Annotated in this window: 17 protein-coding genes; 7 read left to right on the top strand and 10 right to left on the bottom strand. The window is 72.8% G+C overall.

What is annotated here, in order from left to right:
* The first annotated feature begins 305 nt into the window (after positions 1–305).
* Both P3T29_RS21140 and P3T29_RS21135 read left to right on the top strand, forming a co-directional pair.
* The gene (locus P3T29_RS21140; protein WP_280718113.1) at positions 306–1,124 is read left to right on the top strand and encodes an alpha/beta hydrolase; all 819 of its coding nucleotides are present in this window, start codon (positions 306–308) and stop codon (positions 1,122–1,124) included.
* 167 nt (positions 1,125–1,291) lie between these two features.
* Positions 1,292–2,743: an amidase gene (locus P3T29_RS21135; RefSeq protein ID WP_280718112.1), complete on the top strand. Its 1,452-nt coding sequence runs from the start codon at positions 1,292–1,294 to the stop codon at positions 2,741–2,743.
* A gap of 141 nt (positions 2,744–2,884) precedes the next feature.
* Here the strand turns inward: P3T29_RS21135 and P3T29_RS21130 are convergent, their stop codons facing one another.
* The 10 genes from P3T29_RS21130 to P3T29_RS21085 all read right to left on the bottom strand — a co-directional run bounded on the left by P3T29_RS21130 (position 2,885) and on the right by P3T29_RS21085 (position 17,241).
* Positions 2,885–3,817: a fatty acid desaturase gene (locus P3T29_RS21130; RefSeq protein WP_280718111.1), complete on the bottom strand. Its 933-nt coding sequence runs from the start codon at positions 3,815–3,817 to the stop codon at positions 2,885–2,887.
* 44 nt (positions 3,818–3,861) lie between these two features.
* Positions 3,862–5,118 carry an ATP-grasp domain-containing protein gene (locus tag P3T29_RS21125; RefSeq protein WP_280718110.1) on the bottom strand — a complete coding sequence of 419 codons (1,257 nt, stop codon included), beginning with the start codon at positions 5,116–5,118 and terminating at the stop codon, positions 3,862–3,864.
* A 55-nt stretch (positions 5,119–5,173) separates the two neighbouring features.
* Entirely contained in the window at positions 5,174–6,433 is a 1,260-nt protein-coding gene (locus P3T29_RS21120; protein ID WP_280718109.1) for an ATP-grasp domain-containing protein, read from the bottom strand.
* A gap of 52 nt (positions 6,434–6,485) precedes the next feature.
* On the bottom strand, positions 6,486–8,360 hold the full coding sequence (locus P3T29_RS21115; RefSeq protein WP_280718108.1) for a condensation domain-containing protein: 1,875 nt from the start codon (positions 8,358–8,360) through the stop codon (positions 6,486–6,488).
* A gap of 102 nt (positions 8,361–8,462) precedes the next feature.
* Complete coding sequence (locus tag P3T29_RS21110) at positions 8,463–8,699, bottom strand: acyl carrier protein (RefSeq protein WP_280718107.1); 237 nt, start codon at positions 8,697–8,699, stop codon at positions 8,463–8,465.
* Positions 8,700–8,748: 49 nt separating this feature from the next.
* Positions 8,749–10,122 (bottom strand): peptide ligase PGM1-related protein, encoded by a 1,374-nt coding sequence (locus P3T29_RS21105; RefSeq protein ID WP_280718106.1) that lies wholly within the window; start codon positions 10,120–10,122, stop codon positions 8,749–8,751.
* Complete coding sequence (locus P3T29_RS21100) at positions 10,103–12,571, bottom strand: amino acid adenylation domain-containing protein (protein WP_280718105.1); 2,469 nt, start codon at positions 12,569–12,571, stop codon at positions 10,103–10,105. The genes P3T29_RS21105 and P3T29_RS21100 overlap by 20 nt, the downstream gene beginning before the upstream one ends.
* Entirely contained in the window at positions 12,564–14,321 is a 1,758-nt protein-coding gene (locus tag P3T29_RS21095) for an ABC transporter ATP-binding protein (RefSeq protein WP_348532850.1), read from the bottom strand. The genes P3T29_RS21100 and P3T29_RS21095 overlap by 8 nt, the downstream gene beginning before the upstream one ends.
* Complete coding sequence (locus P3T29_RS21090) at positions 14,318–16,027, bottom strand: ABC transporter ATP-binding protein (protein WP_280718104.1); 1,710 nt, start codon at positions 16,025–16,027, stop codon at positions 14,318–14,320. The genes P3T29_RS21095 and P3T29_RS21090 overlap by 4 nt, the downstream gene beginning before the upstream one ends.
* A gap of 158 nt (positions 16,028–16,185) precedes the next feature.
* A complete protein-coding gene (locus P3T29_RS21085) occupies positions 16,186–17,241 on the bottom strand; it encodes a methyltransferase (protein ID WP_280718103.1) in 1,056 nt (351 codons plus the stop codon).
* 499 nt (positions 17,242–17,740) lie between these two features.
* On the opposite strand from P3T29_RS21085, the gene P3T29_RS21080 reads away from it, so the two are divergent.
* The 5 genes from P3T29_RS21080 to P3T29_RS21060 all read left to right on the top strand — a co-directional run bounded on the left by P3T29_RS21080 (position 17,741) and on the right by P3T29_RS21060 (position 23,461).
* Positions 17,741–18,880, top strand: coding sequence for a glycine amidinotransferase (locus P3T29_RS21080; protein WP_280718102.1), 1,140 nt, complete (start codon positions 17,741–17,743; stop codon positions 18,878–18,880).
* A 79-nt stretch (positions 18,881–18,959) separates the two neighbouring features.
* Complete coding sequence (gene dpgA / locus P3T29_RS21075; RefSeq protein WP_280718160.1) at positions 18,960–20,048, top strand: 3,5-dihydroxyphenylacetyl-CoA synthase DpgA; 1,089 nt, start codon at positions 18,960–18,962, stop codon at positions 20,046–20,048.
* Positions 20,049–20,068: 20 nt separating this feature from the next.
* Positions 20,069–20,812: an enoyl-CoA-hydratase DpgB gene (gene dpgB, locus P3T29_RS21070; protein WP_280718101.1), complete on the top strand. Its 744-nt coding sequence runs from the start codon at positions 20,069–20,071 to the stop codon at positions 20,810–20,812.
* Complete coding sequence (dpgC, locus tag P3T29_RS21065; RefSeq protein ID WP_280718100.1) at positions 20,809–22,158, top strand: (3,5-dihydroxyphenyl)acetyl-CoA 1,2-dioxygenase DpgC; 1,350 nt, start codon at positions 20,809–20,811, stop codon at positions 22,156–22,158. The genes dpgB and dpgC overlap by 4 nt, the downstream gene beginning before the upstream one ends.
* A gap of 7 nt (positions 22,159–22,165) precedes the next feature.
* Positions 22,166–23,461: a PLP-dependent aminotransferase family protein gene (locus P3T29_RS21060; RefSeq protein WP_280718099.1), complete on the top strand. Its 1,296-nt coding sequence runs from the start codon at positions 22,166–22,168 to the stop codon at positions 23,459–23,461.
* Positions 23,462–23,512 lie beyond the last annotated feature (51 nt).

The following is a 23,512-nucleotide window of genomic DNA, read 5'->3' as shown; positions in this document are numbered from 1 at the left end:
CCGCTGTGTCCTCCGTTGCCCCCGACGGTAAGCGGACGCCGGGGCGGTCAGGGGGCGGTCAGGGGAGGTACCACTGCTGGAAGTGTTGCCCGGTGTGCAGGTGGCCATGCTGAGGCGCCGGCCCGCGCCGTTGTCGGTCAGGCAGCGCGGGTACTGCGCGGTGGGTCTCCCCCGGCCGGAGGCTGTACGGGCACGAGGTGCCGGTCTACCGATAGCCGACTGATTCGGTGCCCGCCGATCTGGCGGATGCTCATAACCAGCGGACGGGACAGCCATCCGCGCACACCGAGACCAGGAGTACCGACATGCCGTTCTTCGAGACCAACGACGGTACCCGCCTCGCGTACGAGGACTACGGGACCGGACAGCCCATCGTCTTCGTCGCGAGCTGGGTGCTGAACGCGGACATGTGGGAGTACCAGATCCCGTACTTCGTCGAGCGCGGCTACCGCTGCATCGCGCTGGACCGGCGCGGCCACGGCCGCTCGGACCGCCCGCCGACCGGCTACGACCTGGACACCAGCGCCGACGACCTGGCCGCCCTGCTCGACCACCTCGACCTGCGCGACGCACTCCTGGTCGGCCACTCGATGGGCGGCGCCGAGGCCGCCCACTACCTGGCCCGGCACGGCGAGAACCGCGTCTCCCGGGTCGCCTTCGTCTCGGCGACCCTCCCCTTCCTGCGCCGCACCGACGACAACCCGGCCGGAATCCCGGACGAGTTCCTGGCGGCGACCGTCGCCGAGCTCCGCCACGACCGCCCGAACTGGTTCGCCCGCCAGGCCCAGATCTGGTTCGGCACCCACCTGGGCAACGCCGTCTCACCGGCCGTCATCGACTGGATGATCGGCCTGTGCCTGACGACCTCGCCCTGGGCGACCACCCAGTTCTTCCGGTCCCTCTTCCACACCGACTTCCGGCCCGGCCTGCGCGAGATCACCATCCCTGCCCTGATCGTCCACGGCACCGCGGACTCCTCCGCGAACATCGACCTGACCGCCCGCCGGACCGCCCAGCTCATCCCCGCCAACACCTACAAGGAGTACCCGACCGCGAGCCACGGCCTCTTCGTCACCCACAAGGACCAGCTCAACGCCGACCTGCTGGATTTCCTCAAGGCCTGACCCACCGTCAGCAGGGACGTTCCGAATCACGCCCGCCGGACTCACTTCACCGGCGGTCGGGCGAATTGTCTGTGGCCGGAGAGGAAGATGACGAGTAATGAGACGTCCATCCCGTTGTGCGAAGCGGCATTTGATGGCCTGTCCCAGAGGTGGGTACGGTCGGATTCATGGATTGGAATTTTCAGACGGCCGAAGAACTCGCGGCTGCCTTGCGTGCAGGTGAAGTGACCTCGGCGGAACTGACCGACGAGGCGATCGCCCGTATCGAGCGGGACGACAAGTCGATCAACGCGATCTGTGTGCCGGACTTCGACCGTGCACGGGCCGCCGCGCTCGGTGCCGACCAGGCGCGTTCCCGCGGTGAGGACCAGCCGCTGCTCGGCATCCCGGTGACGGTCAAGGAGTCCTACAACGTCGCCGGGCTGCCCACGACCTGGGGCATGCCGCAACACCGGGACTACCTGCCGCCCGAGGACGCGGTGCAGGTGTCGCGGCTCAAGGCCGCAGGCGCGGTGGTGCTCGGTAAGACCAATGTGCCCTTGGGGCTGCAAGATATACAGAGCTTCAACGAGATCTACGGCACCACCAACAACCCGTGGGACCACGGTCGCACGCCGGGTGGATCCTCCGGCGGATCGGCGGCGGCCCTGGCGTCCGGATTCGGCGCACTGTCCATCGGCTCCGACATCGGCGGTTCGCTGCGCACCCCCGCACATTTCTGCGGTGTCTACGCACACAAGCCGACACTCGGGCTGGCGGCGAACCGCGGCATGGTCCCGCCGCCCGCGCCGGCACTGCCGGCCGACCTCGACCTCGCCGTCGTCGGTCCGATGGCACGCAGCGCCCGCGACCTCACGCTCCTGCTCGACGTCATGGCCGGACCGGACCCGCTGACGCACGGCGTGGCCTACGACCTGCGGCTGCCGCCGGCGCGTCACGAGGAGCTCCGCGACTTCAGGGTCCTGGTCATCGAGGACCATCCGCTCATGGCGACCGGATCCGCCGTGCGGGCCGGCGTCAACCGCGTGGCCGACGCGCTGGCCGACGGCGGGGCGCGCGTCGAACGGCACAGCGCGCTGCTCCCCGACCTGGGCGAAGCCTCGGCGCTCTACATGCAGTTGCTCGTGTCGGGCTCCGTCGCGCGCTTTCCCGTCGAAGCGCGCGAGCAGGTGCAGTCACGTGTGGCCGAACTGGGCGAGGACGACCGGAGTCTGGACGCGGCGCGGCTGCGCGGCATGGTGCTCAGCCATGGCGACTGGGTCGAGGTGAACGGCCGTCGCGAGCTCCACCGCCACGGCTGGCGGCAGCTCTTCGCCGAGTTCGACGTCGTGGTGTGCCCCGTCACACCCACTCCGGCGTTCCCGCACGACCACCGTCCCAGTCCGCTGGAACGCCGGATCGACGTCGACGGTGTCGCGTACCCGTACTTCGACCAACTCGTCTGGGCCGGTCTGGCCACCATGCCCGGCCTACCCGCCACCGCCGTACCGGCGGGCCGGTCCCCCGAGGGCCTGCCGGTGGGAGTGCAGCTCATCGGTCCGATGTTCGAGGACCGTACCCCGCTGCGGCTGGCCGAACTGCTCGAGCAGAAGATCGGCGGCTTCCGGGCACCGGAGTAGGGCGTACCACCGGGTGTCCGTCGAGGACGAGGCGCGGACCACGACGAGATCCTCCGAATGCGCGCGACCGCCGCCCGGAACGCGAATGTCACCCCGGACGGCCCGCTCGTGCAGGCCGTCCGGTCGGGTGCGCGGCGGCGGTCAGGTCCGGGTGCGCGAGTTGCGGTGCGCCTCGCGCAGGACGCGTCGGTAGAAGGCCGGGTAGCTGCGCTCCACGTGGGTGGCGAGGCGTTGGACTTCCTGGTGACGCTCGGGGAGGCGGTTGATCGGGACGGTCATCGCGGCATGGTGCTCGATGTGCAGGTTGTTGCCGTTGGTGTACCAGGTGCTGAACCAACTGCCCCGGATGGAACGGGTGTTGCGCAGCACGTCGGTGGATTCGGTGTCGCACAGGAGGTGCTCGGGCAGCTCCACCAGGAAGTGCAGCGGCAGCGCCACGAGCAGCGGCAGCAGCCAGATCCTCAGCACCGGCCCGCCGTAACCCAGCGCGGAGCCGCCGCCCGCCGCGAGGACGAGCAGGCCCATGAGCCGGTACTCGTTGATGATGTCGCGGCGCAGGCGTGCCGAGATCTGGCCGGGATCGTAGGTCCAGCTGCCCCGGAGGCTGCGGACGATGTCGCCGGACACGGCGGCGATCCGCCCGAGGTCGAACAGTCCGCGACCGAGTCCGCGCCAGGTGATCGGCCGGCGGGTGTCGAAGCCGAAGAACTCGGAGTCGCGGGAGGTGCCCAGGAAGCGGTGGTGCTGGAGGTGCCGGACCCGGTAGTGGCTGTAGCTGACGAGGAGGGCCAGCCCCAGCGGCACACCGACCAGCCGGTGCGTTCTGGCCCGGCGGAAGGCCGAGTGGTGCAGGCACTGGTGCTGCAGTTCCACCATGTGGGTGTAGGTCGCCCCCAGCAGCAGCACGCCGGTGGCGGCCATGGGCCGGCTCGTCCGCAGCGCGAGGAACCCGCCGACGGCCAGCGACACGGTCACCGCCAGCAACTTCAGCAGGAAGGCCGCTTCGTCCCTCCGGGACACCCGGACCCGCCGGAACAGCCGCTCCGCCCGGCTGGCCGCAGGGGTGGACGGCATCGGGTTCCGGGGTCCTTCCGTCCTCGGAGGCGGCGGGGGCTGACTCACCGTCCGGACGGCGCGGTGGCCCGCGCCGGCGGTTCGAGTCGGAACTGCATCTGCCCGCAGACGAGGTCGAGCCGCTGCAGCGCCTCCTCCGGGGTGGTCCCCGTGACGACCACCTGGGCCAGCCGGGAGTCGACGTCGCCCGCCGGCGGCGGCGCGACCAAGGTGCCGACCGGCTGCTCCCAGACCATGCGGTCGAGCCAGGGCTCGGCGCGGAGCTCGTCGGGGCCGGACTGCTCCGCCACCCGCCCGGGGTGCGGCGCGTACAGGAAGCGGACGGCGGCGCTGCGCTGGTGACGGACCGTCACATCGGGGCGTTGTCCCCGGGCGATCGCGGAAACGGCCTGGACCAGGTCGATGCCGGTCGCCAGCAGGACCGCGTAGCCGATCATGTCCCCGGCCACCCGTGCGTTGACCTCGACGATCTTCGGGCCGTCGGCGGTGAGCCGCAGTTCGACATGGCTGACGTTGTCGTGGACGCCGAGGGCGTGGAGCGCGGCGACGGCCACCTGGGCCGCCGGCTCCCCCGACAGGTCGCCGTTCTGCGGCTTCACCAGATGGCCGAGCTCCTCGAAGTAGGGCTCCAGGCCCACCGTCTTGTGGGTCAGTGCCACCGCCCGGATCTCCCCCTGGTAGCTGACGCACTCCACGCTGACCTCGGGGCCGACGAGCAGTTCCTCGACCAGCACCGCGCGGGTGCCGTCGGCCCCGGCGCCGCCGGCGCGGGCCGCGAACTCGTGGGCCTGCGGCAGGTCTTCCGGGCGGTCGGCCCGGATCACGCCTCGGCTGCCGGCGTTGGCGGTCGGCTTCACCACCACCGGGAAGCCGACCTCCTGCGCGGCGGCCCGGACCTGCTCCAGGGTGACGGCGCGGACGGATCTGGCGGAGGGCACGCCGGCCCGCGCCAGGACGGACCGGGTGACGCCCTTGTCGCGGCAGGCGTGCGCGGTCTCGGGGCTGATCCCGGGCAGGCCCAGCTCGGCCGCCGCCCGGGCGGCGGCCGGCACGGCGAACTCGCCCCAGGTCAGCACCCCGTCGAAGTGGTGCCGGGCGGACAGCTCGCGGGCGGTGGCGGCCACTGCGGCGGGGTCGTCGAGCGGCGCCACCGCGTGGTCGAGGAGGTAGCGCGCCTGCCAGCTCGCCGGGGCGCGGTCGATCATCGTGACCGTGTGGTTCTCGGCCAGACCGGCCAGGGCGTACTCCCGGTACAGCGGGTCGCCGCTGCCGATGACGAGGACGTGCGGAAGGTCGGACACAGTGGGTGGCTCCCTCGGATTGGGGCGACGGGTGGTTCGGCCAGGAGGTCCCTGGTCAGGCGAAGGTCACCATCCCGGCCAGGGCCGCCTGGTGGGCCAGGGCCTCGGCGTGGGTGTCGGCGGTGAACATCGCGAAGCCGAGGCGGCAGCGGAAGTCGCCGAAGGGCGGCACCCGGTCGCCCGGTCGTGCGCGCAGGACCGCCTCCCGGACGAACCCGGCGGCCCGGACCCGCTCCAGGCCGTGCACGGCCTGGATGACCTCGGTGCCGGGCGCGGTGAAGTTGTGCACGCCGGCGTACTTGGCGCTGGGCGCGCCGGCCACGGCGGCCGACGGCACGTCACCGCCGGTGTACGCGGCCAGCATGATGCGCGGCAGCGAGATCCCGGTCACCCACTCGGTGAGCACGGTGACGCGTCCGCCGGGGAGGCGGGCCCCGATCTCCACCAGGACGGGTTCGCCGCCGACCAGGCGCAGTTCGCAGTGGAACGGCCCGAGCGACACGTCCAGGGCCCGGCACACCGCGTCCACGTAGGACTCGACCCGCTCCCTGGCCGCATCGTCCAGCTCCGCCTGGGCGATGTGGCCGATCTCCAGGAAGTGCGGCTCCGGGCTGAGGATCTTGCCGGTGACCGAGACGACGACGGCGCGGCCCTGGTGGACGTAGCCCTCGACGCTGATCTCCGGACCGGGCAGGTACTCCTCGACCAGCACCCGGCCGTCCAGGTACCCGCCCACGTCGTCGGGGCGGGTGTCGTGCAGCAGCTCCCGGTACGCGCGGTCGAGCCCTGCGGCGTCGTCGACGCGGGTGACATGGATGCTGCCGGCCGAGGCGGCGGGCTTGAGTACGGCGGGAAAGCCCACCAGGGCGGCGGCTGCGGTGAGCGTGCCCGCGTCGGCCGCCTCGGCGTACCGGGGTACCCGCAGTCCGGCCGCCGCGACCCTGGCGCGCATCAGTGCCTTGTCGCGCAGCGCGGCGGCGCTGCGGACGGGCAGCCCGGGGAGGCCGAGCCGGTCGGCGAGGCGGGCCGTGGTGGCGACGTAGAACTCGTCACCGGACAGCACGCCCGTGAACGGGGTGCGGGCGTGCAGCCCGGCCGCGAGCGCGCCGAGCGCCGCCTCGTCGTTGCAGTCCACCTGGAGCAGGGTGCCGACGCTGTCCCTGACCGGGTCGGGCAGGCGTCGGTCGCCCTGGTCGTGACTGGCGACCACGGTGTGCAGGCCGCGTGCGCGGGCCTCGTGGATCAGCCCGAACGCCGAGGACGTGGGCTCGACGATGAGCACCCGCGGGGCCGCAGGCGAGGGGGTACCGGGCATCGTGTCGCTCCCTGACTGGTCGTGAGGGGCCGGGGACCTGGCGCGGGTCCGCTCAGCCCAGGTAGGTGGCGCCGTCGGTGTCCCGCGCCGGTTCCGGCCGTAGGCAGCGCGCGATGGCGCGCAGCGTGTACGGGGTGTTGAAGTGGTACGAGCGCAGGCCCGCCAGCCTCCGGCGGCGCAGTGCCTCGGTGACGGCGGGGGCCAGTAGTACGCGTCCGCCGGCGGCGACGTAGGTCGGCGCCAGGTTCTCGACCGCGAGGCCGTGGGTCTCCTGGATCGCCGAGCACAGCGCCCGCTCGGCCTCGGTCGCCGGGGGCAGGGAGGGCAGGGCCTGGTCCGGGCGCCAGCCGTCGGCGTCCGTGCCCGGGGGCCACCACGAGGTGCCGGCCGGGCCGGGCAGCGGGAGGTAGCGCTGGGGTGCCGTCACGTCCAGGTGCAGGCGGAGCGCGGCCGACAGGTGTTCGTGGACGTCGAACAGTTCGGTGCCCGGTTCCAGCGCGAGGTGGGCCAGCACCTCCCCCGACTCGCACCGGACCTCCGCCTTCCGTACGCCCCGGGCCGACTCGAGTACCTCCCGGGTCGCGTCGGGGTTCACCCAGTTGTCGCCCACCAGGCGGCAGTTCGCCTCCGCCGCGAAGCCCGGTGGCAGCAGCGGGTCGGCCGTGCGGACCGGGGCGGACGGCTGCTCGGCCATCAGCTGGAGCAGTCCGGGGAGCAGGTCCGCGAAGGCGTGGGTGGTCTCCTCGGACAGCATCCGGACATCCATGTCGAGGTCGAGGACGACCTGCGACCCCTGCACGTACACGTACACCACCACGCACCACGGGCGGCCGAGCTCGTCCCACTCGTCCTCGCGCCTGGTGACGACGGCCTTGCCGAGCGGCTCCCGGACCGGACCGTCCGCCCGGGGGTGGCCCTGGAAGTTGAAGTAGACCGGGACCACGAAGCCGACGCCGCGTGCTGCGGCGGTCCGGGCCCGGTCCTCCGGCGGTACGGGGCCGGACCGCAGGTCGCGCTGGTACGCGCGCAGCGTCCCGGCGTTGACGGACCGCAGTGCCTGCTCGAAGCTCAGCGAGTCGTCGATCTCCACCGGGACGTCCACCGGCCGCATCTGGCACTCGATGCCGTGGTCGCGGCCGAGCCGGTGCGAGACGTAGTTGGCGAACAGCGCCCGGGGGTGGCCGGAGTACCGGTTCAGCAGCCAGGCGACGGCGAACATGAAGACCATCGCGCGCGAGGCCGAGGTCCGCTCGCACAGTTCGTCGACGGCCGGGAGCAGGCCCTCGTAGGTGGTGGACGACAGCAGGTAGCGGGGGCCGGTGACCGGCCGGCCGTGTCCCGGCGCGGGTATCTGCGGGCTGCGGGCCGCGTGGTCGGTCCCGGGCTGCGGGTCCGGCTCGGTGGCCTGGCGGTCGAGCGGCTGGACGGCCGGCAGCGGCGCGTCCCGGCCCTGGCAGAGGTCGAGGAACTGCTCGTGCCAGTTGTGCAGGCCGCTGCCGTCACTGACGATGTGGTCGAAGACGAGGTCGACGGAGCGGACCTGGCCGTCGGTGGCGAGCAGCCGGGCCGCCCACAGCGGGCGGGCGAACGCCGCCCCCACGGTGAGCGGGCCGGCCATCTCGGCCGGGCGGTCCTCGCCCGGCTGCTCGGCGTCGTCCACCGAGACCGGCGGCCGGAAGCCGTCGGCGGCGAGGACCACCTGGGCCGGTTCGCTGTCCGGGCCGATCAGGAAGACGGTCCGCAGGATCTCGTGCCGGGCCGTCAGGGTGGACCAGGCGTCGAGGGCCGCCGCGACCGGTATTCCGGGGGGCAGCTCCCACCGCCGGGTCCAGGCCGGGAAGAACTCCCCGTGCCCGCGCCAGTAGGAGCGCAGCCACATCCGTTTCTGGGCGAGCGTCAGCGGCCCGCCGCGCGTGATGCTTCTCATGGTCCTCTCTCGTCTGCTGGGCAGGGCGGGGCGGACGCCGGTCCGGCCCGGTGGGGCTCAGGAGAGTGCGGTTCGGGAGGGTGCGGTTCGGGAGGGTGCGGTTCAGGAGACCGCGGCGAGCCGCTCGGCGACGAGACCCGAGATCACGGCCAGCGTCCGGCCGGTGACCACCTCGACGGCGTCGACCGACACCTGGAACTGCTCCTGGATCAGGGCGGCCAGATGGACCGCCGTCAGTGAGGTGCCGCCGCACTCGAAGAAGTCGGCTGCACCGTCCGGTGTCCCGCTCTTGAGCAGATCGGCCCACAGGGCGGCCAGCTTCGACTGGAGGTCTTCCATGGTGGTGTGGTGTCCTTCCGGTGCCTGGTGATCGGGGGTGGGACCGGGCCTAGCGGGCCGGGCCGAAGAGCGGGGCGAGGGCCCGGTCCACGGCCCAGGCCTGGTCCAGGTCCTCGGCGACGACGGCGTACATGACGCCGTTGGTGCCGTCGAAGGGGTTGGTGAGCACGACGCCGGTGCGCTGCTCCGGCCGGTAGGCGAGACCGGCCTCGGTCAGCCCGGCCAGGGCGGCGGCGAAGGAGGGGGTGGACCAGCCCTCGGGCCAGACGCGGTCCAGGATGATCCGGTCCCGGCCGAAGCCCGGGCCGGTGACGGTCCGCCCGATCACGCCGTAGATGTGGGTGGAGCCGGTGACCCGGCCGTTGAACTCGGTGAAGAGCACCTCGCGTTCGGGCGTGACGATCGCGTCGGGGCTCAGTACGCCTCGGTAGCCGATCGCGCGCAGCGCCTGTGCCAGTCGCTCGGCGCCCTGGAACAGCTGGTCGAGCACCTCCCGTTCCAGGCCCTGGGCCGGCATCACCTGGCCCACCGCGTAGGGCGCGGACAGCAGTTCGCCGGTCCCGCCCAGCTCGGCCCCGGTGTCGGTGACCAGGTACTCGGCGAAGTAGGCCGAGCTGTCCCGGTAGTAGCGCTCCACGACCGGGCGGCTGCGCCCGCCGCCGGTCAGCCAGGGCCAGCGGTCGGCGAGGTAGGCGCGGACGTCGCCCGGTCCGGTGACCGGTACCACGCGGCGGGCGCCGATCGGCCGGACGGTCGGATCGGTGCTGAGGATCTCGTTGCCGCGCCCGCCGGAGAGGAAGTCGTGTTTGACGACCACCGCCTCCCCGCCTTCGAGCAGGTCGAGGATGACCCGTTCGGCGGTCTCCGTCCCGGTGCACACCGCGCCGGGCGGCAGCGGTGCGCCCGCGCCGGCGGCCACGGCCCGGAACGCGGACTTGCTGTTGACCAGGAGTCCGCCGCCCTGCGAGACGAAGCCGTGGCCGGGCATGACCGGCGCGGCGTCCAGCTGCCGGGCCAGCCGCGCCACCGCCGGATCCGGCCACAGTGCCGACAGGTGGGTCACCTCGCGTCCGCCGACGGCCTTGCGCAGCCCGGCGACGAAGTCCGGATCGGCCAGCCGTCCGGGGGTCAGGGTGCCCGCCGCGTCCTCGCCCTGTTCCCCGGCCGGGGGGATCACGAAGCTCAGACTGTCCCTGCGGGTGCCGGTCAGTGCGGTCACGTAGTCGAGGAAGGCGTCGTCCGGCGGCACCGGCAGGACGAGCACGTCGCCGTCCCGGGCGAACCAGATCAGCCGCTGCACCCACCAGCCGGTCCAGCCCCGGTCGGTGCGCACGTCCTCGCTGAAGTCGTTCCCGACCAGGATCCGGGTGCGGTGTCCGCCCGTCGGCTCGCCGGTGGTGCGGTCAGACGGCAAGCTCAGCATCGATGCTCTCCCGGTCGATGATCCGCGCCAGCGTCGCGATGGTCGGCGCGTTGAGGAATTCCGTGAGCGGGACGTCGACCGCGAACTCGTCGCGGAGCGCGGCGAGCAGGGCGAGCATCCGGATCGAGTCCCCGCCGCTCGCCATGAAGCTGTCGTGCAGCCCGGCCCGGGGCAGGGCGAGGGTCCGGCACCAGCTCCGGGCCACCGCGCGTTCCACCGGGGTCTGCGGCTGCTCGTCGTCGGCGCCGGCCGTCGGGGCGGGCAGCGGGTCGGGCAGCGGGAGCCTGGAGCGGTCCAGTTTCCCGGTCGGGCCGAGCGGCATCGAGTCCAGCACCACCACCTGGGCCGGCACGGCGTAGTCCGGCAGGATCCGCGCCAGGTATCCGACGAGTTCCCGTCCGTCGGGCGGGAAGGCCGTGGCGGACGAGACGTAGGCGACCAGCCGGGGCGGGGCGGAGCGGTCGTCCACGGCCACCGCGGCCTGGGCCACCGTGGGATGGGCCCGCAGGGCGGACTCGATCTCGCCGGGTTCGAGCCGGTGGCCGCGGATCTTCAGCTGCCGGTCCCGGCGGCCGAGGAAGACCAGCGAGCCGTCGGGCAGCCGGCGGGCCAGGTCGCCGGTCCGGTAGCTGCGGCTGCCGTCGGGGTGGGTGCGGAAGGCCGCCGCGGTGGTCTCCTTCTGGTCCCAGTAGCCGAGCGCCACCCGGTCGCCGATCAGCTCCAACTCGCCGTACACCTCGGTGGGTTCACCTTCGGCGTCGAGCAGGCGGACCTCCAGGCCGGGCACCGGCCGGCCGACCGGGAGGGTCGGGCGGTCCAGGTCGGCCCGGGTGGCGAGGTGCTGGAGCGCCACGGTGCACTCGGTCGGGCCGAGGCCGTTCACCAGCACGCTGCGCCGCCCGAAGACGGCCAGGAACCGGCGCAGGTCCTGACGGGTCGCCTCCTCGCCGCCGAGGACCACCACCCGCACGCCCGCCAGCACCGCGTCCGGCCCGCTCCGGTCCTCGCCGAGGTCGCCGACCAGGTGCCGGAACAGTGTGGGCGTGCAGTGCAGGACGGACGCGGCCATCGCGCCCAGCCGCCCGCGCAGTTGCGGCGCGGGCAGCAGCGGATCGGTGATGTGCAGGGTCGCGCCGGTCAGCAGGGCGCCGAAGAAGTCCATCGCGGCGGCGTCGAAGGCGAGTCGGGCCAGCAGCGGGAGCTGGTCCCCCACGCCGATCCGGATCCGCTGCGCGTAGCCGAGGGTGTGGGCGAGAACGTTGCCGTGGCTCTGCATCACCGCCTTGGGCGTCCCGGTGGAACCGGAGGTGTGCAGCAGGTAGGCGAGCTCCTGCGGGCCCGCCGGGCCGGGCAGCTCGCCCTCCGGTTCGGGGCCGGCCGGCTCCAGGGTGAGCACCGGCCGCTCCCGGACCAGCTTCCTGGCCCGGTCGGCCAGCGCCGGATCGCAGACGATGGCCGAGACTCCGGCGTTCGCGGCGATCCGGGCCAGCCGGCCGTCCGGCTGCCGGGGGTCCAGCGGGACGTAGGCGGCACCGGATTTGAGGACCGACCAGATGCCCACCGCCGCACCGATGTCGTGTTCGCAGAGCAGGGCCACCCGGGTGCCGGGGCCGGCGTGACGGCGCAGCCGGTGGGCGAGCCGGGTGGTGAGCCGGTCCAGCTCGGCGTACCGGTAGCGGCCGGAGGGGCCGCTGACGGCGATCCGGTCTCCGTGCGCGTGGGACACCGTCCGGAAGCGGTCGACCAGGGACTCCGCCGCGCCGGGCGGGGCGGGCGGGACGTACTGTGCCGGGGTGGGCAGGTCCCAGTCCGGGGCCGGGGCCGGGTCGTGCTGGACGCGGAGGTCGCGTAGCCGCCGGCCGGGTTCGGCGACCGCCCCGGCGAGCAGCGTCGCGAGGTGTCCGAGCAGCCAGACGGCGGTGGCGCGGGTGTGGCGGCCCTGGTCGTAGCGCAGGCCGAGGGTGGCGGCGCCGTCCTGGCGGGTCAGGGTGAAGGCCGCGTCGAGCGGAGCCGGCTGGTCGTCGGTGCCCGGCGGCCGGACGGCGATCCGGATCCCGGTGCCTGGGCCGGGCGGTTCCGGTGCGTGGGCCAGGGCCTCGGTGGCGGCGTGCCGGGTCTCGGCCAGCAGTTCGGCGAAGGACGCGGCGGGGTCGACGGGCAGCCGCAGCGGCAGCAGGACGGGTGCGGCCTGCTGGTCGCCGAGCAGCCGGGCGTCGAGGCCGATCAGCAGGTCGGTGTTGCCGGTGTGCCGGTGCAGTACGGCCGCGAGCGCGGCGAGCAGGACGACGGGCTCGGTGGTGGCCCCGCCGGCGGCGGTCAGTTCGGCGAGCTTGCCGGCGGTCTCGGCGGGCAGCCGCCGTTCCTCGGTCCCGGGGCGGAACCCGCCGGTGGCGGGCGGGGGCAGGTCGGCCGGCAGCTCGGTGGTGGTGGGCTCGTCGTGGTCACTCATCGGGTGCCTCCTCCAGTTGGCCGTGCCAGGACGCCCAGAGCGCGGCGTAGCGGCCGCCCAGTGCGACGAGTTCGTCGTGCGAGCCGATCTCGGCGATCCGGCCCTCCTCCAGGACCACGACGCGGTCCGCGTCGTGTGCGGTGTGCAGTCGGTGGGCGATCGCCACGACGGTCCGGCCCTCGAGTACGGCGGCCAGTGAGCGCTCCAGGTGGCGGGCGGCGCGCGGGTCGATCATCGCGGTGGCCTCGTCCAGGACCAGTGTGTGCGGATTCGCCAACACCAGTCGGGACAGTGCGAGTTGCTGGGACTGGGCGGGTGAGAGGCGGGCCGCGCCGGAGCCGATCCGCGCGTCGAGGCCGAGTTCGGCGGCCCATTCCCAGGCGTCCACGACGCGCAGGGCGCGTTCCAGCGCCCGGTCGTCGGCGCCCGGGCGGGCGATCAGCAGGTTGTCCCGCAGGGTGCCGCTGAAGACGTGGTGTTCCTGGGTGACCAGCGCGACCTGGCTGCGCAGTTCGGCCAGTGGCAGGCCGGTGAGCGGCACGCCGTCGACGGTCGCCGAGCCGGTCCGGGGCGCGTGCACACCCGCGAGCAGCCTGCCGAGGGTGGACTTGCCCGCCCCCGAGGAGCCGACGACGGCCAGCCGCTCCCCCGGCCGGATGACCAGGTCGAGGTCGTGCAGGACGTCCCGTCCTTCCCGGTAGGCGTAGCTGACCCCGCGCAGCTCGATGCCCCGGCCCCCCGGCGGGGGTTCGGCGGCCGGGGCCGTGGTGTCGTGCTCCGCCAGGGCCTCGCTGACGCCCAGGATGCGGGCCAGTGAGGCGCCGCCGGCCTGCAGCTCGTCCATCCAGAACAGCAGCCGGTCCACCGGGCCGGTCAGTTGCTGGACGTAGAGCGTGACGGCGGTGGCGGCGGCGATCGTGACCGTGCCGTGGATGTAGAGCAGTCCGCCGACCATGAGCGAGGCGACCACCGGGAGGATGTAGCCGGTGTCGGCGATCGGCAGGTACACGCTGCGCAGCCACAGGGTGTGCCGCTCGGCCGCGTAGGACTCCGCGATGTCCTTGTTGAGCTGGTCGAAGCGCTTGTTGGCGGCGCGCAGCGCCTCCACGGTGCGGGCCCCGTCGACGGTCTCGGCGAGTGTTTCGGCGATCCGGGAGTACGAGGCGTTGGCCCGCAGGTAGCCCGGGCGGGCGCGGATCAGGTACCACCGGGTCGAGGCCCACAGCACCGGTACCGCGATCAGGCAGGGCAGTACCAGCACCGGGCTGACCAGGATGATCGCGCCGAGCGTGAGCAGGATCGTGCACAGCGCCACCAGGGCGTCGGGGGCGGCCAGTTGCACGGTGCGGGCGAGCACGTCGACGTCCCGGGTGGACCTGGTGATCAGGTCGCCGGAGCCGGCCCGTTCCACCGTCCCCAGCGGCAGGGCGAGCACGCTGTCGACGAACTTCTCCCGCAGGCCGGCGAGCACCTTCTCGCCGAGGCGCACCGAGCCGAAGGTGGCGTACCGCTCCAGCAGGGCCTGGGTGATGACGGCGGCGCAGATCACCAGGCCGGTGACGGTGGCGGTGTCCAGGTGGCGGCCCGCGTCCTGGATCAGCCGGCCGAGCATCCAGGGGGCGACCAGCCCGGCGACGGTGGCCAGGCTGTGCAGCAGCAGTGTCCCGGAGAGTTCGCGCCGGTTCTGCCGGATCATCTCCTTGGCGCCGGCGTGTACTTCGCGCGAGGACGCGACGGGCAGGGCGGTCACGGCGCGGCCACCTCCCTGGTGACGGTGGATCGGTAGCGGGGGTCGGCGAGCAGTTCGGCGTGGGTGCCGCCGGCGACGACCTTGCCGTCCAGGACGAGCAGGACCTGCTCCGTGTGGTCGAGCAGGATCGGGCTGGCGGTGAGGACGAGCGTGGACCGGCCCGCCCGGTGGGCGGCCAGCCGGGCGGCGATCCGCCCCTCGGTGTGCGCGTCGACCGCGTTGGTCGGCTCCACCAGGATGAGCACCTCCGGGTCGGCCATCAGCGCCCGGGCCAGGCGCAGGCGTTGCTGCTGGCCGCCGGAGAACTCCCGCCCGGCGTTGCCGATCACGGTGTCGAGGCCCTCGGGCAGCGGCTCGACGATGTCGGCGGCCGAGGCGTCGTCCAGGGCGCGGGGCAGCAGCCGCGGGTCGGTCGCGGCGCGGCCGTACGGGTCGAGTTCGCCGCGCAGCGGGCCGGAGAACAGCCGGGCTTCGTTGTCCGCGACCAGGATCCGCCGGCGCACCTCGGCCAGCGGGAGCGCGGACAGCGGGACGCCCGCGTACGTGGCGGCGGAGTCGGTGTAGCGGCCCAGCCGGTCGGCGAGCACGGCGGCGTCGGCCGGGGTGGCGCAGACCACGCCGACGAACCGGCCGGCCGGCAGGGTGAGCCCGGACTCGGGATCCTCCAGGTCGGCCTTGGCGGCCGGGTCCGACGCCTCTGTGCCGGAACCGAGTTCGGGCGTCAGGTCGAGCAGGGCGACCACTCGCTTGGCCGCGACCATGGCCCGGGTCAGCTGGTCGACCATGCCGGTCGCCCGGCGCAGCTGCTCCGCCAGGAAGACCCCGTAGCCGTAGAACGAGACCAGCAGGCCCGCGCTGATCCGCCCGGTGTCGACGTAGTGCGCGCCGAGCCAGATCACCGCCGTGACGAGCAGGCCCGGCAGCAGCAGTTTGGCGCCGGTGATCCACGCCTCGACCGCCGCCACCCGGACGCTCTCCTGGCGGACCCGCTGCGAGGTGGTCCGGTAGCGGTCGGCGAAGACCTCCTCGCCGCCGATCCCGCGCAGGACCCGCAGCCCGGCCACGATGTCCACCGCGAGATCCGTCAACACGCTCTGCTGGGCCCGTAGTTCGTCCTGGCGGCGGTGCAGCAGGCGCATCAGCCGGGCCATCGCCCAGGTGATGGCGGGGATGCCGAGCAGCACCAGCAGCCCGAGCTGCCAGGACTGGTAGAGCATGATGCCGGCGACGACCAGGGCCGAGACCACCGCCCCGCTGCCACGGGCCGAGCTCTCCAGGGCGACGCCCACCCGGGTGACGTCGGCCGACCCGACGCTCATCGCCTCGCCTGCGGAGACCCGCTTGGGCAGGGTGGCGCCGAGCGCGGCGGCCTGACGGGTGATGAACTGCGTGGTCGCGTAGCTGGCGCCGTACCGGTTGCGCACCGAGCAGCGGTCGCGCAGGGTGCCGGTGACGGCCTGGCCGACGCCCAGGGCCAGGATCGCCCCGCTCCAGATCAGCAGCTCCCCTTGGTTTCGCGCGATCAGCCCGGCGTCGATGCCCTTGCCGACCGCCGCCGGCACCAGTCCTTGGCACAGGGCACAGAGGATGCCGTACAGGACGGCGAGCACGGCCGCGCCCCGCCGGACGCCGACGAGCCACCACAGGTACCGAGCCGGTGACCGGTGGTCGGGGACACCCGGTCGGGGGTCAGGAAAGGGATGCATGTCTTCCTAGTGCTTGTCTTCTCGGACTGCGACCGAGGGATGGGACCGGACCGGGCGGGACCGGACGGGACCGGGAGCCGCGGCGCGGGCTGATCAGGCGGATCAGAGCCCGGGCCCGGACCTGCGCCGGGCGCGGGTCCGGGCCCGGGTCCGGGCTGCTACGCCTTGACGCCCGTGGTGAGCCCGTGCTCGAAGGGGAGCCCGGCGATGGTCGACACGTCGCCGAACCCGGCCCGGCGCAGCCACTGCTCGTAGTCCTTGGCCGGGTAGGCCATGCCCTGGCCGCTGGCCAGGATGTTCAGGTAGAGCGAGAGCCGGGCGGAGAAGATCCCCTGCGTCTCGTCGTCGGACACGTTGTAGCCGTAGACGAGCACCCGGCCGCCGGCCGGCAGTGCCTCGTAGGCCTTGCTGAGCAGTGCGACGATCTGCTCCCCGGAGAAGATCTCCAGGACGTGGCTGAACAGGACGGTGTCGACGCCGCTCGGGAAGGCGTCGGCGAACAGGTCGCCGGCCTGCAGCTCGACCCGGCCGTCCGGGCCGGTCGCGGTGGTGCCTGCGGCGAGCCGGGCCACGCTGGGCATGTCGAAGACGGTCACCCGCAGGTCCGGGTAGCGCTGGACCAGTGCGGAGGTCGTCGTGCCGTCGCCGCCGCCGACGTCCAGCAGGTGCCGGGCGGAGGAGAAGAACTCCTCCCGCTCCACCAGGCCGGACAGGCTGTGCATCGTGAAGGCGCTCATCGAGGCGTGGAATACCGCCTCCAACTCCGGCGTGTGGGCCAGCCGCTGATAGAGCGTCGGCTCATTGCCGGGATAGCCGGCGAGCGCGGTATTGGTGCCGGCCCGCAGCGCCGTTGTCATGTGCGCGAAGGCGGGGTAGTAGATGTCCCGCCAGCCGACGAGGATGTGCCGCCAGCTGTCCGGAGCGTCCGGGGCGAGCAGCCGCTCGGCGGTCTCCGCGTTGGTGTAGCCGCCGTCCCGCCGCTCCAGCAGGCCCGTCGTGCAGACCGCGTGGAGCAGGACGCGCAGCTGGTGGGCGGGCAGGCCCGTGAATTCCCGTATCCCGTCGAATTCGGAACCGGGAGCCTTGGAGAGAAATTCAAAAATCCCCAGCTCGGCCGCCGTCACCACGGCGTTGAAAAGGGCCGGAGCATTTACCAGGAATTGGAAACGGTCGTGGACCGGGTCCTGCGAGAAGTCATGTAAAGGCTGGCTCATCGACACCACACCCCCGAAGTATCCACTCGTCCCCTGTGACCAGAGTGGCGCTCCCACACCGTCGCATCAGCCCTACGGGAAGTCAAGCGATCTATATCCGGGCAGGTCAGAGCCCATATAGCGGAAGAATGTCCGAATTTGCGCAACCGGCGGTACAGCCCCTCCGCAATCGGAGCGATCTTTTCCGCATACGGTCCTTGCCGTCCGCGCCGAGGCATGTCTAGGGTGTAGTCACCGATGCCGCTGCGCCACGCTAGTTAGCCCACGCCCAGTTCCGGAACTCCGGTCCGCCCAGGGCCGCCTATTGCAGGCCGGCCCCGTCCGCCACCGGGGGGTCGCGCCGTCCGGCGCAAAGCCTCTCCCGCAGGCCGGCTACGCGGGCCCGCCACCTTCGACGCCGACCGCCGGCCCTTGCGTGCCCGGCCGTGCCCGGCCGCGGCCGGGCACGGCCGGCCGCCCGCTGTCTTCCGCCACCCACGACCTGGAGCGATCGACGACTATGAAGCTGAACAGTTATGACGAGTGGTCACCACTGCGCGAGGTCGTCGTCGGCTCGGCGGCGAACTACACCTCGCACGAGCGCGAGCTGTCCTTCGACCTCTTCTTCCACGACAACCTGGTCCGCTCGGAGTGGTACTACCCCCGGCTGAGCACCGGCGCCGGCCCCCGGCCGGCGGCCCGCTCGCAGATCAAACAGCGCTACGTCGAAGAGCTGCTGGAGGACGTCGAGGGGATCGCCGAGACCCTCAGGTCGCTGTCCGTGACCGTGCACCGGCCGCTGGACCTGCACGAGTCCACCACCGAGGTGCGGACCCCGGCCTGGTCGGCGGCGGTGGTGCCGCCGCTCAACGTCCGCGACAACACGCTGATCCTGGGCGACGAGATCATCGAGACGCCGCCGATGATCCGGTCCCGCTACTTCGAGACGCAGCTGCTCAAGCCGGTCTTCAACGACTACTTCCGCCAGGGCGCCCGCTGGACGGTGATGCCCCGTCCGCTGATGACCGACGCCTCCTTCGACCTCTCGTACGCCAAGGGCAGCAGCAAGGCGGGCGGACCGACCGAGCCGATCGAGGATCCGCAGTCCTCGCCCTACGACGTCGGCTTCGAGATGATGTTCGACGGGGCGCAGTGCCTGCGGTTCGGCCGGGACATCCTGGTCAACATCTCCACCGCGAACCACGCGATGGCCGTCGACTGGCTGGAACGCCACCTGGAGGGGCGGTTCCGGCTGCACCGCGTGTTCCAGCTGAGTGACAGTCACATCGACAGCATGGTCCTCGCGTTGCGCCCCGGAACGCTGCTGGTGCGCTCCAAGGAGGTGGCCGACCAGCTGCCGGAGCCGCTGCGCGGCTGGGACCTGATCGTCCCTCCGGCGCCGGGCGCCAACAACTTCCCCGCGTACGAGGACGACGACCTCATCCTCACCAGTCCGTTCATCGACATGAACGTGCTCTCGGTCGGCCCGGACACCGTCCTGGTCAACGACGCCTGCCCGGAGCTGATGCGGACCCTGGAGCAGCACCACTTCACCGTCGTGCCCGTCCGGCACCGGCACCGGCGGCTGTTCGGCGGCGGATTCCACTGCTTCACCCTGGACACCGTCCGCGACGGCGGCCCGGAGGACTACCTGAGCTGAGGGCCTGTGTCCGAACCTGAGGGCCCGCTCGCGCCGACGCACGACATATGAGGAAGCGGTGAGTGCAGTTCTGGAACAGCTGAATTCCGTGGGCGCGGCCGGGGACTCCCGCCGGGCACAGCCACAGATCACGGCCGTCGGCACCGCGCTGCCGCCGGAGTCCTACACCCAGCGCGAGTTGCTCGACGAGTTCCGGATCACCGATCCGCGGATCAGATCCGTCTTCCTCAACAGCGCGATCGAACGCCGGCACCTCACCCTGCCGCCGGCCGGAGCCGACGGCGTCCGCGCCGAGGAGACCCAGGGCGAGCTGCTGCGCAAGCACACGTCCAGCGGGATCGACCTCGGGCGGCGGGCCGTCCTGGCCTGCCTGGAACGGGCGGGCCTCGGACCGCAGGACGTGGCCTACCTGTGCTGTGTCTCCTCGACCGGATTCCTCACCCCCGGCTTCTCGGCGCTGCTGATCAAGGAGCTGGGACTGCCGAGGCACTGCTCCCGGCTGGACGTGGTCGGCATGGGCTGCAACGCCGGGCTCAACGCACTGACGGCGGTGGCCGGTTGGGCCGCCGCCCATCCGGGCGAACGGGCGCTCATGGTCTGCGTGGAGGCGTGCTCCGCCGCGTACGTCTTCGACGGCACGATGCGCTCCGCCGTGGTCAACAGCCTCTTCGGCGACGGCGCGGCGGCGATCGTGGTGACCGCCGACGACGACGGCGGCCCCGCCGCCGGCCCCGCCCTGCTCCGGTTCTCCAGCCGGATCATCCCCGAGGCCGTCGGCGCGATGCGCTACGACTGGGACGACCAGCTCGGCAAGTTCAGCTTCTATCTCGACCCGGACGTGCCCTACGTCGTCGGGGCGCACGCCGAAGCGGCCCTGGACCGGCTGCTCGACGGCACCGGGCTGCGCCGCTCGGAGATCGCCCACTGGCTCGTGCACTCCGGCGGCAAGAAGGTCATCGACTCGGTCCGGGTGAACCTCGGCCTGAGCCGCCATGACGTGCGGCACACCGTGAGCGTGCTGCGGGACTACGGCAACCTGTCCAGCGGCTCGTTCCTGTTCTCCTACGAACGGCTGCTGGCGGAGCGGAGCGCGGCCCCGGGCGACCACGGGGTGCTGATGACGATGGGGCCGGGCTCGACGATCGAGATGGCCTTGGTGCGCTGGTGACTGGCGAAGGAACAGGTGTCATGACGGTGGATTTCGAACCGGCCGAACTCGCCGGTGCACTCGCGGTGGCCGTGGACGTGGACGGCTCCCACTCGCTGCCGGACCTGACGGCGGCGATCGACACGGCCTGCGAGCGGGTCGAGGACCGTGGTGAGCGGACGGTGGTGGTCCTGCGCCTGGGCACCACCCCGGCCGGCCGCCGGTCCTGGCCGGGAGACGTCCGGATCAGGGACGTCAGCCGCTGGGAGCGGGCCCTGCGACGGCTCGAACGGCTGGCCGCCATCACCATCGCCGTGGCCCAGGGCACCTGCGGCGGCCCGGCGCTGGAGGTCCTGCTCACCGCGGACTTCCGGATCGTGACCACCGACTTCCAACTGCTGCTCCCCGTCAACGACGGGCACGTCTGGCCGGGCATGGCGGTGCACCGCCTGGTCCAGCAGCTCGGCGCCGCCAAGGCGCGGCAGATCGTGCTGTGGGGCGACGAGATCGCGGCCGAACGGGCCCGCGAACTCGGCCTGGCCGACCAGATCACCGAGGACCCGGCCGAGGCCGTGCACACGGCGGCGGTGCTGATGGGCCGGATCTCCGACGCCGAACTCGCGGTACGGCGCCGGCTCCTGCTGGAGGCCATGTCGACGCCCTTCGAGGAGGCCCTCGGCACCCACCTCGCGGCCTGCGACCGGGAGTTGCGCCGACTGACCGGCGACCCGGACGACCCGGCGGAGCCCGCCGGGACGGCTGCCGAACAGCAGGCGCGCGGATGACCCGGCCGGACTCCCCCCTCACCCCGGGCCAGGAGACGCCCGCACCCGGCACCACGCTCGACGAGTTCGCCTCGGTGCTCACCCGGCACTCGGAGTCCGTCGAAGAACTGATCGCCCGCCTGCCCGCCAAGCCGGAACGCGACCCGCACCAGCAACAACTGGCCACGGAGGCCTTCGCCTCCTGCCGCACGCTGCGGCGCGCGTTCATCGCCCGGCACGCCGACGCGGTGTACCACGAGCTGACCGACGGCCACGCGTTGGCTCTCCGGCTCGGCCCGCTGGTCCACGCGGCGGCCGACCGCTTCCCCGGCCTGGTGCCCACCCAGGCGCAGCTCGACGCCGAGCGGGCGCACCGGCAGGCCGACAAGGAGGGCCGGGAGGTCGACCAGGCCATCTTCTTCGCCGGTCTGCTCCGCTCGGCCGTCGCGGGCGGGCACCTGATGGACGCCATGCTGCGCCCGCTGCCCGACTCCGTCGCCCGCCTCCAGGAATTCCGCAGCAGCGGCCGGGTCCGGCTGGCCTCCGTACTCCTGGAACGCCGGGGGCAGGCGGCCCACCTGACGCTCGACAACCAGCACTGCCTGAACGCCGAGGACAACCAGCTGGTGGCGGATCTCGAGACCGCCGTCGACCTGGTGGCGCTGGACGGGCAGGTGCGCGTCGGGGTGCTCCGCGGCGCGGTGATGAGCCATCCCCGCCACCTCGGGAAGCGGGTGTTCAGCGCCGGGATCAACCTCGCCGACCTGCGCAACGGCCGATTGTCCTTCGTGGACTTCCTGCTGGGCCGGGAGCTGGGCTTCCTCGGCAAACTGGTGCACGGGGTGGTGGTGGACCCGGCCCGGACCAGCCGGTCCGAGCGCGCGGCGCACAAGCCCTGGGTGGCGGCGGTCGACTCCTTCGCCATCGGCGGCGGGACCCAGCTCATGCTGGCCTGCGACCGGGTGATCGCCGAACAGGACTCCTACTTCAGCCTGCCCGCCGCCCACGAGGGCATCGTGCCGGGCCTGGGCAACCTGCGGCTGGGCCGGTTCACCGGCGGCCGCCTGGCCCGGCGGATCATCCTCGGCGGGCACGCCGTCCGCGCCACCGACCCCGAGGCGGGGCTGCTGTGCGACGAGGTGGTGCCGCGCGAGGAGATGGACGCGGCGGTCGAACGGGCCGTCGAGGATCTCGCCGCCCCCGCCGTCGCCGCCAACCGGTTCATGCTCAACCTGGCCGAGGAGCCGCTGGACCACCTGCGCTCCTACCTGGCCGAGTTCGCGGTGGTCCAGGCCGAACGGCTGTACAGCGCCGACGTCCTGGCCAAGGTCGAGCAGCGCTGGACGCGATCACGGGCCGGGCGGTGACGGCGCGATGGCACAGCTGAGCCGGGAGTCCCTGCACGCCTCGGTGGCGGATCCGGTCCTGGAGACGATCAGCTTCCTGAACGAGGTCATGAGCCGCCATCCGCAGGCCGTCTCCTTCGCCCCGGGCGCGCCGCACCCGTCCTTCGTCCGCACCCTCGACGGCCACCGCTACGTGCAGCGCTACCTCGACCACCTCGCCGACACCGAAGGGCTCGGGCGCGAGCGGGCGCAGCTCCTGCTGGGCGAGTACGGGCCCAGCCGCGGCCTGATCAACGGCCTGGTCGCGGCGGCCCTCGGCCAGGATCTCGGCACCGAAGTCCCGCCGCAGGCCCTGGTCGTCACCGTCGGCGCGCAGGAGGCCATGTTCCTGGTGCTGCGCGCGCTGTTCCGCTCCCCGTCGGACCTGCTCGCGGTCACCGATCCGAGCTTCCCGGGCATCACCGGCGCCGCCCGGCTGCTCGACATCGGCGTGGTGCCCGTCCCCGAGCGCGGGGACGGCCTCGACCTGGACCGGCTCGAAGCCGCCTGCGAGCAGGCCCGGCGTCAGGACCGGCGGATCCGGCTGTGCTACGTGGCACCCGACTTCGCCAATCCCAGCGGCAGCCGGATGGACCTGGCGGCGCGGCACCGGCTGCTGGAGCTCGCCGAGCGCGCGGACTTCCTCCTGCTGGAGGACAACGTGTACGGGTTCACCGCCGCGCCGGGCGCCGAGCTGCCCGCGCTGAAGAGCCTGGACCACGGCGGGCGGGTCGTCCACGTCGGCAGCTTCGCCAAGATCTGCTTCCCCGGCGCGCGGGCCGGCTTCGTCCTCGCCGACCAGGAGGTACGGGCCGCCGACGGCACGACCCGCCTGCTCGCGGACGAGATCGCCGCCCTCAAGAGCATGGTGACGGTGAACACCTCGCCGTGGAGCCAGGCGCTGGTCGGCGGCATGCTGCTGGAGCACGGCGGCTCGCTGCGCACCCTGGGCGCCGAGAAGTCGCGGCTGTACCGGCGCAACCTCGCGCTGCTGACCGACGCCCTGGACCGGCACGTCGGCGCGAGCCCGCCGCCGGGCGTCCACTGGAACCGGCCCGACGGCGGGTTCTTCGTCCGGATGACCCTGCCCGTGCCCGCCGACGCCGCACTGCTGGAGGTGTCGGCCGCGAAGTACGGCGTGCTGTGGACGCCGATGGCGGGCTTCCACCTGGACGACACGGGCGACAGGGTGCTCCGGCTGTCATGCAGCTACCTCGACCCGGAACAGATCGAGACCGGGGTGCGCCGGCTGGCCGCCTTCCTGCGCAACGAACTCGGGTCATGAACGCCCGCACCCCCTGAACCGTGACCATCCGTCCACCGACCCGACAAGACG

This window comes from Kitasatospora sp. MAP5-34 (assembly GCF_029894335.1).
Classification (GTDB): Bacteria; Actinomycetota; Actinomycetes; order Streptomycetales; family Streptomycetaceae; genus Kitasatospora.
Note: the sequence above shows the minus strand (reverse complement) of the source record. Positions and strands in the feature narration are given on the sequence as shown.

Bases quoted from the DNA above. Each gene is read 5' to 3' on its own strand.
- P3T29_RS21140 (WP_280718113.1), top strand. From the start codon at position 306: ATGCCGTTCTTCGAGACCAACGACGGTACCCGCCTCGCGTACGAGGAC.
- P3T29_RS21135 (WP_280718112.1), top strand. From the start codon at position 1,292: ATGGATTGGAATTTTCAGACGGCCGAAGAACTCGCGGCTGCCTTGCGT.
- P3T29_RS21130 (WP_280718111.1), bottom strand. From the start codon at position 3,817: ATGCCGTCCACCCCTGCGGCCAGCCGGGCGGAGCGGCTGTTCCGGCGG.
- P3T29_RS21120 (WP_280718109.1), bottom strand. From the start codon at position 6,433: ATGCCCGGTACCCCCTCGCCTGCGGCCCCGCGGGTGCTCATCGTCGAG.
- P3T29_RS21115 (WP_280718108.1), bottom strand. From the start codon at position 8,360: ATGAGAAGCATCACGCGCGGCGGGCCGCTGACGCTCGCCCAGAAACGG.
- P3T29_RS21110 (WP_280718107.1), bottom strand. From the start codon at position 8,699: ATGGAAGACCTCCAGTCGAAGCTGGCCGCCCTGTGGGCCGATCTGCTC.
- P3T29_RS21105 (WP_280718106.1), bottom strand. From the start codon at position 10,122: ATGCTGAGCTTGCCGTCTGACCGCACCACCGGCGAGCCGACGGGCGGA.
- P3T29_RS21100 (WP_280718105.1), bottom strand. From the start codon at position 12,571: ATGAGTGACCACGACGAGCCCACCACCACCGAGCTGCCGGCCGACCTG.
- P3T29_RS21090 (WP_280718104.1), bottom strand. From the start codon at position 16,027: ATGCATCCCTTTCCTGACCCCCGACCGGGTGTCCCCGACCACCGGTCA.
- P3T29_RS21085 (WP_280718103.1), bottom strand. From the start codon at position 17,241: ATGAGCCAGCCTTTACATGACTTCTCGCAGGACCCGGTCCACGACCGT.
- P3T29_RS21080 (WP_280718102.1), top strand. From the start codon at position 17,741: ATGAAGCTGAACAGTTATGACGAGTGGTCACCACTGCGCGAGGTCGTC.
- dpgB (WP_280718101.1), top strand. From the start codon at position 20,069: ATGACGGTGGATTTCGAACCGGCCGAACTCGCCGGTGCACTCGCGGTG.
- dpgC (WP_280718100.1), top strand. From the start codon at position 20,809: ATGACCCGGCCGGACTCCCCCCTCACCCCGGGCCAGGAGACGCCCGCA.
- P3T29_RS21060 (WP_280718099.1), top strand. From the start codon at position 22,166: ATGGCACAGCTGAGCCGGGAGTCCCTGCACGCCTCGGTGGCGGATCCG.